We start from the raw sequence: 14,669 nt of genomic DNA on the forward strand, positions 1-14,669 counted from the left end.
ACGCGACGTGACGGCGCGACACGGCGGATCACTCGTCGTACGCGCCCGGCCGGGCGGCGGCGCACTGTTCGAAGCCACACTGCCCCTGGCCTGACTTCCACGTACGCGGAAACGCGGCATCCGCCGGCCGGCAGATGCCGCGTTCCGGACCCGATCTACGTTTCGCCGATCGGCTCCAGGGCAGCCGTGGGCCACGACGGCGCTCCGCCGTCGGTCAGAAACTCCCCGAGCGCCTCATCCAGCCGGGTCAGCGCATTGCGTTCACCCGACGAAGGTTCGATGGCCGACCCTGTCGGCGCGACGGTGGCCGGGAGTTCTCGCAAGAGGATCAGTTCCGGGGCCTCGATACCGCCGAGCCGTACGTCGAGCACGACGAACCGGCTGCCCGGAGCGAAAACGACATCGTCCGTGCCGATCAAAGTCGCGGACCCGTCGGCCGTCGTGTCGGTCGGGCCGCCGGCCGGGTCCGCGTCGAGCAGCGCGGTGACCCAACGTCCAGTCTCCGACCAGATCACGTAACTCGCGGTCGCCGACGGCCGCGCGTGCTTCCCGGCGCGGTTCGGCGTCCCACGGCGAAGCGACGACCCGGCGACGGGGCCCGGCTCGGTCAGCACGGTCGTGCCAGGGGAAAGAACCTCCCGCTCAAGGACGGACGCGTCAACGCCGCGCAGGACCACGCCACGGTACGTCGGCAGTCGCCACAGCCCGGAGGCGAGACATGCGAGGTACGGGCGAAGACGTTCGTCACCGGAGCGCAGCGCCGCCGCACCGAAGTCACCGGCGCGGTCGGTCTGGCCCTCCGTGAGAAAGAGCCGGACCGCGACCAGATCGACCGCCGCGGCGGCACGTTCGCCCGCGGCGATCGCCGGCAACCGCGAGAACGCCCGCCTCAGTGGCGCTGCCTGAGAGTCCCAAGCGAGGCCGATCATCGCACGGAAGGCGGATCGCTCCTCGTCCGTGCTGCGATGCGTCGGCGTGACCGACGCTGTGGCAGTGCGCGGCATACGGCCGGCGCGTGCCCGCGTCGGCGGGGACCCGAGCGAGGGCGTCGCCGTCGACGCATGGCCGCTGTCGGCGGCCCGTAGCGGCGGGGACGTCGAAGAGGGCGTCGCCGTTGACGTGCTGACCGCGGGCAGGGCGGACGCACTGGACGCCGAAGGGTCGCCTTCGATCCTGACATTGTGGGCGGCCGCCAGATCCCTCATGGCCCGGTCGCCCTGCTGCGTCACCGTGCCATGCAGGACCAGCACGAGCCGGTCGCGCAGCCCCGGCGGCAGGGCGCCGAGCAGGCCGCCCAGCACCGGCCACGTCTCATCCCCCAGTAGTCGGCCGGAGAGCCCGATGTCGAGCCGGACGGTATCCGCCATGACCGGCCATGCCACTGCGAGGCGGTCGGAGAACGGCTCTGGGGCGGCGTCGACCGGATACAGCCAGAGACCGGCCCGGGTGACAGCGAGCCGGCATGGGCCGGCGAGGCGGAGGACGCCGCGTACCGGGTCGACGACCTCCAGGCCGTCCACCGGTGCCTGCCAGTGCTGGGGAACAGGCGGGGGCGCAATGGCACCGCGTGACGGGGGACGGCACAGCACGGAGGGCACGAACGGCGACCAGGTGGGCAGCCGCTGGGCGTCCACCAGAACGACTCCTCGTCCCGCCGGTGCCTCGCTGTCACGGGACGATGCCCCGGTGAGCTCCGCGGGGATACCCGTGAAAACCTCGACCTCGGCGCCCAGCGCCCGTGCCAGCGCCTCGCCCAACGGAAGCAGGTCGCCATCACCGGACGGGACGAGGCGGATCGGATACCACCGCCACACGGCGCTGGAAATCAGCCCCGCCAAGACGGCGGCGAGGTCCACGGGGGCAAACCATGGCCGCTGCGTCGACTCGACGAGGACCGACGGCCGGTCGCGCACCGGCGGGACGGCGTACGGAAGGTCGCCCGGACCGGAAGCCGGCGATCCCGCGGGCCGTACGAGCACGCCGGCAGGCACGTGGGTGAGCGCCGCCGGACCCTTCGCATCGACCGACGTGAGGGCATCGGCGAGTACCTGGTGCCACTCGGGCACCGGCCAGCGGGGGCCGAGCGCCTTTGGCTCAATCTCCGGCGCGAATGACCACCACTGCGGCTCCGGCCCGGTACCGGACGCGTCGGCGTAGGTGAACGCCGTGCCTCCAGGCACGAGGACGACCTCACCGGCCGGGGCCACCACGGTCACCTTCCAGGCGTCCGCGATCCGTCTGCCCAACGCCGGCGCATCCGCACGATCGGCACCCGCACCCGCCATGGCCAACACGATCCGGCGCCGCTGACTCCGGGTCCGTACTTCGGCCAGCCGTGGCCACAGCGCGTCGGCCAGCCGTTCCGGAACGGCGACCACCACGACGGTGGCGTCGTCGTGCGAGGCGAGGTCGGCGAGCAGTCCGGCGTATTCCCCGGCCTCTTCGCCCGTCGGCTTGATGAGGAAGTGCCCCCCGATCTCCTCGATCTCAACGCCGGAGGCGGCCGAAGAGAGGCGGGCCTCGCCGTCGGCGCGCGCGGAGGCGGCGACGGCGGCACCGTCTGACCAGCGCGCAGTCACCCTGCTCATTGATCTCCTTTCCGTTCCGGCACGCTCGCGCGGCCGTCGGCTGCGACCAATGTGGTACTCACCACGGTGTTCAGCGTATGTCGGTGGACTGTCCGTGATCGAGGTCCTCGGCCAGCGCGGTCTGGATGAGCGCTGTCCGGCTGCGAGTCCGATATCGCCCCCGGCCTGGCGGCAGAACGCGTGGGCCGATGTCGTTGAAGACCCGTCCATGAGATGGCGGGCAGGACAACAGAAGAGTGGAGCCGCCGGCGTCCTGCAGACCTCGTATCAGTGGCTCGGTCATCGCCGTCCTGGCGCTGGCGGAGGAGCGCGCGACGATCAGATGCGCGCCGACCTCGTACCCCATCGCCAGATACTCGAGCATCGGCTCGACGGGAGTCTCCTGCGGAGTGCACACCTGATCGTAATCGTCGACCAGGACGAACAGTCGGGGTCCATGCCACCAGTCACATGACCGAAGCCGGGCGGGGGCGATCTCCGGACCCGGCACCCGCTCGCTGATCGCCCGGGCACAGCCGTCGATGAGCTCGCCGAGTACGGCCGACGAGAAGGCGTACCCGAGCAGATGCTCTTCGGGTACCGCACCGACCAGTTCGCCACTGCGGTCGGCGATAACGATGCGCGCCGTACTAGGAGAGTGACGCATGGTGATCGACTGAATGATCAGACGAAGCAGGTTCGTCTTTCCGCTGCCCGCGTCTCCGAAGACGGTCAAGTGGGGACTGGTGGCGAAGTCGTGCGCGATCGGGGTGAGATCGGCGTCCACGAAGCCCAGCGGAACCGTCAGGTCATCCTCCGGCTCCGGTAGCGAACGAACGGGGACACGTGCCGGTAGCAGACGTATGCGAGGGGCGCCGGGTCGGCCCGCCCAATGTTCCGCGACGGTCGTCGCCAGTTCGGCTACGACATCCGTGAGACGCCGGCTGCCGTTCACACCGCTGACGCTAGGCAGCGCGGCAAAGAATGGAAGCCCCTCTCCGGGAGTGAGACCATGTCCGGGCCGTCGGGGGACGGTCGCCGCCTCCTTCGGGTCGACCATGGATTCGGTCGGGTCGTCGAGCCGGAGTTCGAGCCGGGTGCCGACCCGATCCCGAAGGGACACCGGCAGCTCCGACCAGCGGCCTGCGGTGGCGATCAGGTGGATTCCGTGGTCAAGCCCGTGAACGGAGAGGTCATCGAAAGCCGCCGCGTGTTCGCTGAATTCGCGGCGCAGTGTCGCAGCTTCATCCACGACGAGGAATACGTCACCGTACTGCTCGTCGGCGAACTCACCGCCCGCGCGGCGGCGCCGGTAGTCCGCCATCCCCTTGATGCCGCGATCGCGGAAGAGTCGTTCCCGGTGCGCAAGCAATGCGGTGACCTCGTCGATCGCCCTGGTGGCGCCCTCGGGGTCCAGCTGATCCGTCACGGCGCCCACGTGCGGCAGACCGGACAGTGCGCCCAGCGCCCCAGAGGAGTCGAGGCAGTAGAACTGGACCTCGCGAGGTGTATGGGTGAGCGCGAGCGCGACGACCAGAGTCGTCGCGAGGGTGCTCTTGCCGCTACCAGCCCTCCCGACGATTGCGACGTGTCCCTGCTCGCCGGAAAGGTCCAGGCGCAGTACCCCGTGGAACCGTTCGAACGGCCGGTCGACGATCCCCACCGGCACCGTCAGCGGGCCACCTTCTGGCGGGTCGGCCACGGTCAGGCCGCGGTCACCCGTGGGAACGAGTGGCGGCAGCAGGTGGTCGATGGCCGGAGCCTCGGCCAGGGGTGACGGCCATGGTCCGGAGTGATCAGCCGTGACGGCCTTCCGTAGCGCGGTGAGCCGGCTACCAGCCGACACAGTGCCGTACAGTCCCGGATCAGGGTGGTACGGCGCCAGCAACACGTCGGCGGCGTCAGTGCCGAGCCCCGCGGATCGCTCGGCGCGGTCCTCTCCGAGCCACACGGCCCGCGTGTCCTGCGCTCCGACGTCCAAACGAACGACCGTACGGCCGGGGCGGCGACGCCACCCCGAAAGATCGAGGACGACCGTGTTGCGATACCCCGCGCCTGTCAGGCGATCGCCTGCGGGGAGGTCCCCGCCATCCAGCACCACGACGAGAAAACGTTCCCCAGAGCTCGGCCGGGCATTGGTGTCGAAGGCAGGCCTAAGCCGGAGATCGTCGCCAAGCAGCTCGTACAGCTCCTCTGCGGAGGAGGCGGCCACCTGGTCTGTGCGCCCGTTCGCCTTTTCCCGTGGGCGGCGTGTGTGCGGCAGCCATCTCATCCACGCCCAGTCCGGCTGTCGCTCGGTTGAGACGAAGAGCGCGATCACCATCTCTTCAGGGGCGTAAGCGGCTGCGAGCCCGGCAAGCACCTTACGGGCGACCATCCGCCCCTGCTCTCCATCGCCACGAAACAGCATTCGTGACCACCTGACCAGTTCCGGTTCAGCACGCTCGGAGCGTGGGCCGGCCACGCCGTACTGATTCCCGAAGCCATCCGGATCGCCGGTGGTCAGGACCCGCACGCCGACTCTTTCAATCTCTGCCTCCCTCTGGCCAGCATTCGTACCAGTCAGCTCAACCCGCGACCGAGCCATCGCGAGGGAGAAAGCAAATCACACATGCGCGGCCCCACGGCCTCACCTAAACAGGTGAGGCCGTGCGCCTTCCACCCGCGCTGCCCACCGTTCGGCGGTGCTCGGTGGGAGGAGAAGACCGCCTCGGGTCACCTCCCCGTGCCCGTGGCCCACAGGGCCTTGCCGTTGTAAATGATCGTCACGTTGCCGTCAGCCTGAAGGACCAGCGTCGCGCCGATGTGCCCGTCGGTACGAGAACTCCACAGCGTCTGGTTGCTGTTGGAGTACAGAACGAAGTTTCCATCCCCTTGAAAGACCACATGGGTATCCGGTGCGTGCGTACCGGTCGACCAGACGACAGCGTTGTGCTCGTTGCGGAGCACCAGGTCGCCATCTGTCTGCAGCGTCAAGCGGATCCGGTTAGTGTGCACGCTTTGCCCCGGGTTGAGGACGCTCGTGCCACGCACGACCCGCGTCTGCCATGAGACCTTCCGGTGCCATCGTCTGGCGGTGACATGCGATTCGGCGGCCGTCATCAGCTTTACGTCGCGCTCCTTGCTCCGAGCCCTACCGGGGCTGGATTCCGGCGAGGACCGCGCGATCGGCGAAGCTGACTGAGGCTTCTTCTCCCTCGGCGGAGGAGACGACGGAGTCGTGGACGGAGTCGTGACCGGACCACCGCCCACGTGGCGCGTAGGAGATGGTCGGCTGGTCGGCCATCGCGGCGCAGGTGCAGCCGGATTCACGACATCAGGGTTGGAACGCGGATGCGTAGCGTGCCCCGCAGACCGCTCAGATGCGGCCGAGGTGTATATGGACCCTCCCCGAGAGTGCATCGTGAGGGGCACGGTCACCAGCGCGCCGAGTCCCGCAACGGCAGCGACCGCCAGCGGTACCCGTGCTCGATTCTTACCCTTCACTTGTGGCAGCACGACAGGCGTGCCTGGCTGTGCCTCCGACGGGGCGACGACCCGGCGGGGGCGCCTCCCGCGCATCAGCACGGCGACACGGCCCCTGGAGGGTCCCACCGGCTCACTCCTGAGCACGGAGCCTGGAAGCAGATCCTGGGCGCTGCTGCCGTCATGAGTCCCAGATCCGGCACCAACGGCTTGGGCTCGCCCCGTCGCCGGAGACGGCGACGGCGGCGGTACGGCCGTCACGGGTGGATGCAGAGCCGCATCGGCGACCGCGCTCACCCTGGGCAACTCCGCCGCCCGCCGGATCCGCACTCCGTCATGCCCCCGATCCGCCGTCGCTCGGCGCTCAGTCATCACGGCTGCCATTCTTGGCTTCGCGGCCGACCGGCATCTGATTCGAATACCGGGTTACAAGCCAGGCTGATGCGGGCAGCACATTCGACCCTTGGATGGTCGCTTCGGTCATTGCCGTTCTCCTTCCACTACTGAGAACACGTCGTGGCTTCCGCGAGCGGTTCACTCCCGTGCGGATCCGCTAGCCAGTGGCCACGCCGTCAGATTCCTGAGGCGAAGCTGCATCGGACGATACGACGGAACGCGGGGGCGCTGCCGGGCGGACCATCGGGTGTACGTCCACGATGTCTCCGGAAACCATCAGCGCGCCCGGTGTCGGCGCGGAAGGCCGGTCCGCACGCGTGAACTTCATGCGGACGACGTGGCGCTCGCGGCGTCCCCGCCGACGTCCCTCGCCACCGGCGCGGACCAGTTCGAACTCGACGTCGGTCGCCTCCGGCACTGCGGCGGTTCCGACGTACACGGGGAAATAGACGATGTCCCGCGCACCGACGTCCAGCGGGGAGAGGCCGACCGCTCGGCCGAACGCCTCCTGCCCGGTCGCCCGTAGCGACTCGGTACCCCAGCTCTCGACAGTGACGCCCTGCTGGGCGAGCGCGCGCCGGCCGGCATCGGTGATATCGAAGACGGCGTCGTAGCCGAAGGTTTTATAGCCGGTGTTCTGTACGGTGACGGCAAGGTATCGCAGGTCGGATCCCACGACGCCGGTGATCTCTGGTGCGCCGATGACCTCCATCGCCGTCCCGATGTGCTCCAGCTGGAGTACGAGGTCATTGGGATCGCTGTCGCCCGGCCAATAATGATCCTTTGATTCGACGATTCGCGTCGCCCGACCGTCTCGTTCCTTCACGGGGCCGGCCTGCACGTATGGGCTCTGCCGCCAGCCCCCGCCGGGGTCGTGCTCGATGGTCAGGGTGCAGTGCCCTCCGCCCACCGTCACCGACGCGCCTACCTGCCCTGGAATGACGCCGGAAACCGCCCCGGTGACGACGACACGCTGCGGCCAGGCGGCATCGTTGCGCACAACCCTGACATGCCAACTTCCATGCAGCTCAACCCCCGGCATGCTGATCCACCACGCCATCGGCGGTCGGCATCGCACGACGCACCGGAACCTTGAGATGTCTCATGAACGACACAGCATCGTCACTCACTGCCTTTGCCTTTCTCACCGTCGCGACGTCCTCGCTGATTCCACGCGCGGTGAGGCCCCGGAGGTTCAGTCCGTGCCGTGTTCGGATGCGACCGATCGCGGGCGTTACGGGCGCTCGTCCAGCATCCAGCATGGACCAGAGCACTGTGCGCTGCGCGTCTTCGAGCGCCACGATGCCGTCGTCGCGTACCCGCAGACGGCATCGCCCTGGACTTTACCGAGATCGCAGATACCTGGGCCCTATTCGGGGGCGTTGGATTGGCCCCGGGTGTGCGCGGGGTACGGAGCCCATGGCGGTCGCCGGTTTTTGCTACCGCGAGGGCCAGTCGGGGCGGGGCGGGGCCAGGGTTCGGCGCGCGTAAATAAGCCCGATTTGATGGGCTGGCCGGGAATCGGTCAGTGGTCCGCTGCTGCCGAGGAGACGCGTACAAAGCCATCGCCGGGCGGCGCGGGCGAACGTCAGATCCAGGCAGTCGGGGTGTTCGGCGAGTCGCGTCTGGCACCACGCGGGCCAACCGTCGTCTAAACGATCCCGGATCAGATCGGGGTCAGCGGGTCTGGGCGACAGGTAGATGGTCAGTGCCAAGACATCGCGGGTGGCGCGGTACTCGAACATGGCCGTCGGCAGGCGACCGGCGATCAGCTCGTGAGCTGTCTGTTCGGCCGTGAACCAGGCCATCGGTACCTCCGCGGCCGATGGTTGGGCTCCGGTCATGTCAGTGGTAGGAATCGCCGCACGCGCATCCGCCGGTGGCGTTGGGATTGTCGATGACGAACCCTTGCTTTGCCAGCGTGTTCACATGGTCGATCACCGCGCGGTTCAGTTCCTTGTGGCAGCGGCGACTAACCAGGACCGGCAGGGACCCGAAACGCAACACCGTGTCGGTGCTCGCACCGGCCGGATCGGGGAGCTCATCGAAATACAGCTGGTATCGCAATCCCGCGCACCCACCAGGCTCCACTCCAACGCGCAACGCCAGGTTCGCGGCATCCTCCTCACCGGCGAGCAAAGCTTGCGCCTTGGCGACCGCCGCATCAGTCAGCGATATAGCGAAGTCCGAATCACTCATCGTCGTCTCGGTCATCGCACCTCTCCGTCCGTCGTTCGCAGGGGTCTCCCTTGGGTGCCCAGGCAAAAAGCCACCCTGTCCCCCTATTGATTCCACGCACGGAAAGGCCCCGGAGGTTCACTCCGTGCCCTGTTCGGATGCGATCGGTCGCGGGCGCTACGAGCGCTCGTCCAGCGTGGACCAGAGCACTGTGCGCTGCGCGTCTTCGAGCACCACGACGCCGTCGTCGCGTACCCGCAGGCGATCGACCGGCCGCCCATTGGTACCGGTGGCCCAGGCGACCTGACCATCTGCACGGTAGATGACGAGATTGCCGTCCCGCTGCAACACACACTCTCCGACCGGCTGGCCGCCCGTCCCAGCGGCCCAGACACGACGGCCATCGATGTTGCGGCGCAGGACCAGGTCGCCGTCGTCCTGGTAGGTCAAGACGAACGCACCCGACGGCGACGTGAGAGACTGCCACCGCAAGGTCTGCTCGATCCGCATCTCGACGCCCTGGGCCGACGTGCCCGGCCGAAAGCAACCGCGGGGCGGCTCGTCGGAGGTCGACCACAGCAGGTTCCCCCTCCTGTCTTCGAGCACCACGACGCCGTCGTCGCGTACCCGCAGGCGATCGACCGGCCGCCCATTGGTACCGGTGGCCCAGGCGACCTGACCATCTGCACGGTAGATGACGAGATTGCCGTCCCGCTGCAACACACACTCTCCGACCGGCTGGCCGCCCGTCCCAGCGGCCCAGACACGACGGCCATCGGCGTTGCCGTACAGGACCAGGTCGCCGTCGTCCTGGTAGGTCAAGACGAACGCACCCGACGGCGACGTGAGAGACTGCCACCGCAAGGTCTGCTCGATCCGCATCTGCGAGCCTTGGGCGGCGGTGCCGGGGCGGTACCGGCCCCGGACCGGATCATGATTGATCGGAGCTTCCCATCCGTCCGCAGCCGTTTCCGTCGGCCGCCGGGCGCGCCCCTCACCGCGTGGCGTGGTGATGATCGCGTGGTAGCGGTCCGGGGTGACCACAGAGCGGAAGGCGGGATCGGTCAGAAGAATGGTCGGGGCGATGCGGTAGGGCGAGTCGGACCACCAGTCGGGCAGAGCGTCGTTGATGGCGGTCCACGCGGCCTGATCCTCGCCGATGGCGACGAGCCGGCGGGCCCGGTCCAAGGCCCGCTCAAACGCGGGTGCCTCGGGTAGTACCGGCGGAACGAAATTGGCCGCCCGAACGACAAGATCGGACAGGTCATCGGGGTCGGGAGCGGTGTCCAGAGGCGGCAGCAGCGAGACGATGAAGCGCAGGTACCAGCCCGGATGCGCGGTCCCATACTCATGGGCGAACCGTACGTACAGCGGGATCATCTCGGCGCGCAGATGCAGCTGGTCGACACCGTCACGGATCCGTGCGTCACCGACGACGCCCCGGATCGTCTCCTGAGCCGACCACGGCTCGGTGAAGACACGCATCAACGCGTGCAGGTAGGGGGCCAGCACGGAGCCCTTGTCCGTCGCCGCCTCGAAGCCGGCCCGTGCGGCGTCGATATCACCGGACAGCGCCTGCAGCCGCCCCTGGGCCGTCAGCCCCTCGGCATTCTCCGGACGCACGGGTCGGCCCGCACGGCCGCGCAACGCCTCGAACGCCCGTTCGAAGCTCTTCTTTTCCGCCAAGACCAACGCGGCGAAGGAGGGATAGATCTCGTCTTCCAGCGTCGGTGACCAGTGCGCCCACCTGTACGCCGTCCACTCGCCGTCGGCCGACTCGTCGGTCGGGTCGAGCAACCAGTACTCGTCGTCGCCGCCGTACGAAAGCACCAGGCAACGACCCATCACATCGGCCAAGTGCGCGTACTTCTCCAACACCTCCCATGCGCTGGGCTCCACCTCACGGAACCAGCCGACGTCCTCGGTGGTGCGGAGCACGGACAGGAACGGTCCCAGGTGGCGCCAGCCGTTGGAGGTCAGCAGAAATGTGCGGTAGCTGGGCGGCAGCCGTACACCCAGCCGAGCCTCTAGAGCGGCGACCTCGGCCTCGGTGGCCCCCTCGAAGCCCAGCCATCCGGTCGCGCGCTGGACGTCATCGAGGTCCTGCAACTCGTTCTCATCCGCACCGCGAAGATAGTCGGCGCTGTAGTCGCCCAGGAACCTCCGCCAAGCGGCGATCGAGACCAGCGGGTCATCACCCATGGTGAACTCCATTCGTCTGTCGGACACGGCTGCCGGCCGGTGTGCCCCTGGCCGGTGAAGCGGCTGCCGTACGGGTGCTCGAAGACACCGCCATCCGTCAGCCGAACCGGATCGCCGCGTCGGCCCCCGTGCCGCCGATCGACCCGAGGCATTGTGGAGGCCATGGCCGTGAGCCGACGCCTGCCACCTGTGGGTGCGCCGTCTGAAGTGCTTTGTCCAGCCGGTCGAGGGCGACATGCTTGGTCGGGGGAACCTCGACGGCGACCGATTGGCCGCCCTCTCCGATGGGAGAAGCCGTCGCGGGGAGCTCCCGCAGCAGCACCAGGTCTGGCATGTTCGCGTCGCCACTTCGGACGTCGAGCACGACGAAACGGCTGCCCGGCCCGAATACGACATCACCCCATCCCGTCGGCGAAGCCGGCCGGCGCATAGCCACCTCTCGGGACGCCGGGTTCTCGGTGGGCGGAGCGGTATCGAGGAATGCGGAGACCCAGCGTGCGGTATCCGACCAGATCACATAAGCCGCCGTCGTCGGCGGCCAGCGATACCCACGCCCGGCAGTGCGGCCGTGCGCCGACGCGCTATCCGCTCCAAAGCCGGAGAGCGACCGTCCGCCAACAGGTCCCACCTCTGTCAGCACTGACTCCCCCGGGTGTAGATCCGACAACGCCGGTTCCGACGTGTCGAAGCCACGTATCACCGCTCCCCGGTACGTCGGTAGGCGACGCAATCCCGAAGCCAGGCATGCCAGGAACGGACGGAGTCGCTCGTCGCCGGAGCGCAGCGCCGCCGGCCCGAACTCGTCGTCCGCATTGCTCTGCTGCGCCGTCAAATAGAGCCGAACAGCGACGAGGTCTACCAAAGCCGAGCCTCGCTCGCCTGCCCCGACGGCCGGCAGCCGCGACAGCGCCTCACTGACGGGCGCCGCCTGCGAGTCCCAACGAAGGCCGATCACCTCCCGGAAAGCAGCCCGTTCCTCCCCCGTGCTCCAGTGTGTCGGCGAGATCAGCACCGCCATGGGCCTTGCGTGCCGGGCTCTCGGTCGCCGGGCTGGATCGGCTACTGGTTCCGGTGGCGGGAGAGCGACGGCCGTCGGCTTATGCGCTGGAGGGAGGGGCGGCCTCCCGTAGGCCGCCGTATCCAGCTTGAGCCGCACCATGTGAACGGCCGCGAAATTCTGGGCCGACCTGCCATCCGCTTCCGTCGTGATGCCATGCACGACTAGCAAGAGTCGCGAACGCATGTCAGCGGATACGGCGGCGAGTAGTCGATCGATTACCGACCATATTTTATGGTCGAGCGGTTCGTCGGGAATCCCGACGTCCAGTCGAACGGTGTCGGCGGTGACCGGCCAGGCTGCGATGACCGTGTCGGGGAAGTGGTTGGACGCGGCGTCCACCGGATACAACCACAGCCCAGCCCGTGTCACTGCGAGCCGCCACTCGTCGTCGATGCGCAGCACGCCTCGTTCGCTATCGGCCACCTCCATGCCGGGCAGCGGTACGCGCCACATCTCGGGACGAGGCGGCGGAATGATGGCGTGCCTTGGCGGGCCACACCGCACAGATCCTACGAACGGCGACCACGTAAGCCGCCTGACGTCGTCCAGCAGCACGACGGTTCGCCCAGTCCGTACCTCGTCAGGGTCCTGGCCCGACCACGCTTCCTGGGAAGGGGTCAGATGCATCGGCACGCCGGTGCATACCTCCACCTCGAGTCGCAGTTCGCGCGCGATGGTCTGGCCGAGTGCGAGGATGTCGCCACCGTCGATCGGCACGAGCCGAAGCGGGTATCTTCCCCATGCGGACACCGAGAGCCACACCGACAATACGGCGATCAAGTCCATGGCCCTGCGCGGACCGTCCGGCAGATCCACAAGGATCGACGGCCGGTCGGCCGCCATTGGAACCGCATACGCCATGTCATCGGAGCCGGGGGGCGGTGACCCCTGCGGACGAACCAGTACACCAGCGGGCACCTCTGTGAGCGCACCTTGCACGTTCGTCCGCGATTCGCCGGCGTTCGCGAGCGCTGCCTGCCACTCCGGCACCGGCCAGCGCGGCCCGAGCGCCTCAGGCTCGGCGTCCGGCGCGAACGACCACCACTGGGGTTGCAGGTCGTCCGTAAGCCGTTCTCCCGAATGTACGAACAGCGTTCCGCCCGGGACCAGGATGACGTCCCCAGTAGGCGCCACCACGGTCAACTTCCAGGTTCGCGCGATCCGTTCGGCCAGGGCCGCCTGGTTCGGACGGTCGATCCCCGCGCCTGACATCGCCAGGACGACTCGCTGTCGCCGCGGCTGCAACCGGTTCAGCAGTTCGATGAGCGTCGGCCACAGAAAATCGGCCGAGTCGTCGGTTACGGCTACCACGACGACCGCGACGTCATCGCTTGGTGGCAGAGCGGCGAGCAGATCAACCTGTTCGTCCGAACGTTCGCCCTCCGTCCCGACGAGAAACGCTCCACCTATCTGCTCGACCCGGACCGGCCGGGCAGGGCCGACCGTGGGCCGCCCGCCTCGGCCGTCGGACGCCGGCGTCCCGGACATGGCCTCGAAGCCGACTCCGTCAATCGCCATCATCGTGGGACGCCGGTGCTCCAGAGCACTGCGCCCTGGTAGTCGATCGTCATGGCGCCGTCGGCCCGGAGTGTGAGCGTGGCGCCAACGTGGCCCGCGGTGTTCGAAGTCCATAGCGAGGCGCCGTTACTCGCATAGACAACGAGATTCCCGTCTCCCTGGAAGACCGCACTCGCTCCCGATGCGTGTGTACCGGTCAACCAGAAGACTTTTTTGTTCTCGTTGAGGAGGACGAGGTCACCATCGGTCTGCATACGGAGGGTGAGCCGGTTCGTATGTGCACTCTCACCAGGATGGAGAACAGCTGTGGACTGCACGACCATTGTTTGCCAGTGTTTAGCGGCCGGCGGCGTGGCAGAGGTGTGGGGCGTCTTGACGGGCGATGACTTCCCACCGCCCGGGGCGCTCGTAGACGTACCGCTCCCCTTGCCCTTCACTGAGGTCGATGGGGTCGGATGGCCGACCGGCCAAGTCGGCGCGACCGCAGGCGGGCTCGCAGGCTCCAGCCCAGGGGCGGCGGTCTCATGGTGAGCCCCTCCCCGCGTGGACATCACGGCGAACGACACCGCCGCCAGCCCCGCCACGCCCGTCGCGCCCAGAATCAGCATCCCTACCGCACCGCGACGTCGGCTCTTCGGCGGCTCGATCGATCGACTGTCCCGCCCGGAATCGGAAGCACGGTGGCGGGGCGATGGCCTCTGGCTGACCACGGCAGTGCCGGGCCGCGGCGCTGTTTCAGCCCCATGCGCGGCGACATCGAGTTCGGTGCGCGCTTCATCGCCCGGACGCGGGTTCATCGCCAGCGGCAGCTGGGTTTCTGTGGGCAAGAGCGATTCAGGAGCGGGAATTGCCGTCACCCTGGGCAACATCACACTACGCCGAACCGTCACTCTGGAGAAGCGTGTCTCCTTTTGCTTATCCATGGTGGGCATCGCTCTCCGCTCCATCATACGGACCATCTGAACTGCAATACGGTAGTTGCGGGTGATCACCGGAAGGTGCGCCGGTAATGAGGATCATCTTCATGGTCGGTCTCTCCAGAGATCGATCAAGCCGCCACCTCGTCGTCTTGAGCAGGCAGACCAACGGACAACCGATCGCGTCGATGAGCGCGTCTTTCGGATCTTGCAGAGCCGCCCTGCCCGCGTGGGGGATGATTCCGCCGCTGGTGTCCTCGGTCCGGGCGTTCGACCATCGCCCGCGCGTCGCCGAAGACGACATACTCATGCTCAGTCCTTCGGTCGACCGGTACGCAGGAAGCCGGCGGCGCCTCGCGCCGTCGG

Annotated in this window: 9 protein-coding genes; all 9 read right to left on the bottom strand. The window is 68.1% G+C overall.

The window, feature by feature from the left end; genetic code table 11:
* Positions 1-155: 155 nt before the first annotated feature.
* Positions 156-2,588 carry a hypothetical protein gene (locus AB0I04_RS51575; protein WP_360903108.1) on the bottom strand — a complete coding sequence of 811 codons (2,433 nt, stop codon included), beginning with the start codon at positions 2,586-2,588 and terminating at the stop codon, positions 156-158.
* Between the two features lie 70 nt (positions 2,589-2,658).
* On the bottom strand, positions 2,659-4,548 hold the full coding sequence (eccCb, locus tag AB0I04_RS51580; protein ID WP_360903111.1) for a type VII secretion protein EccCb: 1,890 nt from the start codon (positions 4,546-4,548) through the stop codon (positions 2,659-2,661).
* Between the two features lie 734 nt (positions 4,549-5,282).
* Entirely contained in the window at positions 5,283-5,669 is a 387-nt protein-coding gene (locus tag AB0I04_RS51585; RefSeq protein WP_360903114.1) for a bulb-type lectin domain-containing protein, read from the bottom strand.
* Between the two features lie 916 nt (positions 5,670-6,585).
* A complete protein-coding gene (locus AB0I04_RS51590; RefSeq protein WP_360903117.1) occupies positions 6,586-7,488 on the bottom strand; it encodes a hypothetical protein in 903 nt (300 codons plus the stop codon).
* Between the two features lie 379 nt (positions 7,489-7,867).
* Complete coding sequence (locus AB0I04_RS51595) at positions 7,868-8,236, bottom strand: hypothetical protein (protein WP_360903120.1); 369 nt, start codon at positions 8,234-8,236, stop codon at positions 7,868-7,870.
* Between the two features lie 37 nt (positions 8,237-8,273).
* Positions 8,274-8,642 carry an iron-sulfur cluster assembly accessory protein gene (locus AB0I04_RS51600; RefSeq protein WP_360903123.1) on the bottom strand — a complete coding sequence of 123 codons (369 nt, stop codon included), beginning with the start codon at positions 8,640-8,642 and terminating at the stop codon, positions 8,274-8,276.
* A gap of 141 nt (positions 8,643-8,783) precedes the next feature.
* Entirely contained in the window at positions 8,784-10,808 is a 2,025-nt protein-coding gene (locus AB0I04_RS51605; RefSeq protein ID WP_360903126.1) for an SMI1/KNR4 family protein, read from the bottom strand.
* 97 nt (positions 10,809-10,905) lie between these two features.
* A complete protein-coding gene (locus AB0I04_RS51610; RefSeq protein WP_360903129.1) occupies positions 10,906-13,389 on the bottom strand; it encodes a hypothetical protein in 2,484 nt (827 codons plus the stop codon).
* Positions 13,386-14,318: a hypothetical protein gene (locus AB0I04_RS51615; protein ID WP_360903132.1), complete on the bottom strand. Its 933-nt coding sequence runs from the start codon at positions 14,316-14,318 to the stop codon at positions 13,386-13,388. Before AB0I04_RS51615 ends, AB0I04_RS51610 begins: the two co-directional genes overlap by 4 nt.
* Between the last annotated feature and the right edge of the window lie 351 nt (positions 14,319-14,669).

Origin of the sequence: Actinoallomurus sp. NPDC050550 (assembly GCF_040655075.1) — a bacterium.
Lineage (GTDB): Bacteria > Actinomycetota > Actinomycetes > Streptosporangiales > Streptosporangiaceae > Actinoallomurus.

Bases quoted from the DNA above. Each gene is read 5' to 3' on its own strand.
- AB0I04_RS51575 (WP_360903108.1), bottom strand. From the start codon at position 2,588: ATGAGCAGGGTGACTGCGCGCTGGTCAGACGGTGCCGCCGTCGCCGCC.
- AB0I04_RS51585 (WP_360903114.1), bottom strand. From the start codon at position 5,669: ATGACGGCCGCCGAATCGCATGTCACCGCCAGACGATGGCACCGGAAG.
- AB0I04_RS51590 (WP_360903117.1), bottom strand. From the start codon at position 7,488: ATGGCGTGGTGGATCAGCATGCCGGGGGTTGAGCTGCATGGAAGTTGG.
- AB0I04_RS51595 (WP_360903120.1), bottom strand. From the start codon at position 8,236: ATGGCCTGGTTCACGGCCGAACAGACAGCTCACGAGCTGATCGCCGGT.
- AB0I04_RS51600 (WP_360903123.1), bottom strand. From the start codon at position 8,642: ATGACCGAGACGACGATGAGTGATTCGGACTTCGCTATATCGCTGACT.
- AB0I04_RS51605 (WP_360903126.1), bottom strand. From the start codon at position 10,808: ATGGGTGATGACCCGCTGGTCTCGATCGCCGCTTGGCGGAGGTTCCTG.
- AB0I04_RS51610 (WP_360903129.1), bottom strand. From the start codon at position 13,389: ATGATGGCGATTGACGGAGTCGGCTTCGAGGCCATGTCCGGGACGCCG.
- AB0I04_RS51615 (WP_360903132.1), bottom strand. From the start codon at position 14,318: ATGCCCACCATGGATAAGCAAAAGGAGACACGCTTCTCCAGAGTGACG.